At 29.7% G+C, this 2557-nt stretch carries 2 protein-coding genes; both read left to right on the forward strand.

Annotation, left to right across the window (positions count from 1 at the left end):
• Nucleotides 1-1448, forward strand: a 1448-nt coding sequence (locus FTU80_RS16545) for a DUF2345 domain-containing protein (RefSeq protein WP_373685238.1), incomplete at its 5' end; no start/stop codon positions are given.
• Nucleotides 1435-2361 carry a hypothetical protein gene (locus FTU80_RS16270; protein WP_180086114.1) on the forward strand — a complete coding sequence of 309 codons (927 nt, stop codon included), beginning with the start codon at nucleotides 1435-1437 and terminating at the stop codon, nucleotides 2359-2361. The genes FTU80_RS16545 and FTU80_RS16270, both read left to right, overlap by 14 nt.
• Nucleotides 2362-2557: the final 196 nt, after the last annotated feature.

Genomic DNA, 2557 nt, shown 5'->3' on the forward strand with positions numbered 1-2557 from the left:
GAGCTTATGCAGGCAAAGGCAAAGTTGAAATCCAAGCCCAAGGAGATGGGGCAGATTTGATTGCCCGAAAAGGTATTCAAATTATTTCCACGGAAGATAAAGTTGAAATCAAAGCGAGCAAAAAAATTGTTTTAGTTGCGGGTGGTAGTCAGATTGAGATTAGTAGTGGAGGTGTATTGCCTACTACTAGCGGTAAGTTTGAAGTGAAGGCGGGGCAGCATAAGTTTGTGGGAGGGAACAAGATTCCCACTTTGAATGTAAATTTACCTGCACTGAAAATCAAAGAAAATTCAGTGAGCGAATGTCCTATAAGGTTAAAACAATCAAATTCAAATACCGAATATATATCTAATGCTGAGTCATCCACGGCGTTGAATGATTCAGCATTACATGGAAATAGTTGTTCATCTTTATTAAAACCAATTAGTATAGTTGATTATCTACCAGAAGCTCTTTCTGGGAAAATTGTAGATACGGATGAAAACGGAAATTTAATATCAATAGGTATAGAAAAAAATGAAACTTTAGAAGATGGTTATGTTGACTATTATGAAAATTCAAAGAGGTATAAAGTCAAATTTTATGATTATTCAGAGATAAGCCAACCATTTGATATTAAGTTTGATCCACTTAAAAACCTCTTAACAGTAACAACAAAGATATCTTTTAAAGGAAAAAAGCGTGTCTTAGTTGACAATAATAACCAGATAGTTACTAATAAAAGTGGTATAGAAGTAGAATTACCATATGATTCTAGCTTAGATTTGCAAAATTCCATGTTTTCTTTTGAGGATATAGAAATTCCATATAAAGATTGGTTTGACTTTAATAAAGCTAAATCTGAAATTGAGAAAATTTTAAATAAAAATAATTTTTATTTATATCCGAAAAACTGTGCTCAATCAAAATGTACGTGTAAAGTTCCAGTTTGGTTGGAAGTTGTAGAAGCACAAGATGGTCATGAGGTTAATATATACAAATTAAGTACACGTGCGGATTCAAGTAATTGGTCTATAAATGCTACAGCAGAATACGAAGCATCGAAAAAACAGGTAACTGATTACTATCAAATTTATGAATTTATTGAAAACTCAACTTCATTAACTGATTTTCAACAATATGACTTCGGATGTTGGAAATTTGAGCCAAGTTGGATGTCGAATAATATACATGCGCATGAATCTGGTCATTTATTTAATTGGCCAGATGAGTATTTTGCTTATGGGGGAGCAGTAAATCAAAGATATACTTTAGCTACAAGTAATCCACTATATCAAATAGATCTTAAGATTGCAGAGCCTGCAGATTTTTGGAAAAGAAATTCAAAAAATAATTTAATGGGTGAAGGAACTTTAATTAAAAATCCACAAATGCATGAATATTATCTGCATCAAATTCGAGATTGGTTTGAAAAAGAAACAGGGATTAATTGGGATGTTAAATCTTAAATTTATAATGGTTTCAATTTTATTTATGAGTACTATATCAATGGCGAAAAATAATCAAGAGTTTTACACGAGTACATATCCAAATTATTGGGGTAATCCTCTTATAGAAAAATTTTGGGCTAATAATGGTAAAGAATTTTATTTGAAAAATTCTACAGTAGATAGAATAGGTAGTAAAAATAATAAAATAAACGGAGTTGGTTTGATTGTTAAAAGCTTAACCGAAAAAGAGGCTGAAGATTATGACAAATATGGAAAAAAAATTTTCTTGCTTAATAAAAAATATGATGTCAAAAGTAGTAAAGATAAGAAGCTAAATTTTAGATTTTTTGAAATTTCAGGTGAGAATACTGTTTCTTCAATACTTTTTAATTCAAAAGACAGTAATGGGCAGGAAGTTTTAAAATGGTTTAATGAAAAAAAAATAAATTTTATTAATTCCAGTGAAAGTAAAATGGAAATAGGATTTAAAATTATTACTAAAATAAAAAAAAGTGAATCTGATTATGTTTTAGAATTGATATTTGAGAATTTATCTGGGCAAGATATATTAATCACTGGGGTTAATGATTGGGAGGTGAGTAATGAAAATAGAAGAAGTAAAATAATATCAAATTTAGTGATTAGGGATGGTTTGAATGCATCTTTTAAATTTAGTTTGAATAAATATAATTTGATAGAGAAAAATGAGGATTTATTAAACAATCTAATATTGCCTGGGAAAATGAAAAAAAGTATTCATTTCAAGTTAGATAAAAATGAAATGGATAAGCTAGAAGAATATCAAAAAATTATAGATGATGCAGAGTTAAAATATTATGTTGTTATGGATCTTAGAGTGCTATCGCCAAGTATTATTGCAGGTGATTTTCATTATTTAACTAGTTTGAATGAATTTATTTATTCTAAATGAATTGCATGTCGTATATTTGGTTTTTTCACATTTTTTTTGTGCAGGGGAATTGTATTTTTTATGTTTGAATGGCTTTGTTGCACAAACCTATCTGTAAAGGCTTTTTCAGCGATATAATTTTCAAATGAAGAAGCCTGCACACAAAATCTACCGCACAACCAATTGGCCCGCATATAACCGAGCACTTATGAGTCGC

This window comes from Acinetobacter sp. YH12145, assembly GCF_013418335.1.
Lineage (GTDB): Bacteria > Pseudomonadota > Gammaproteobacteria > Pseudomonadales > Moraxellaceae > Acinetobacter > Acinetobacter amyesii.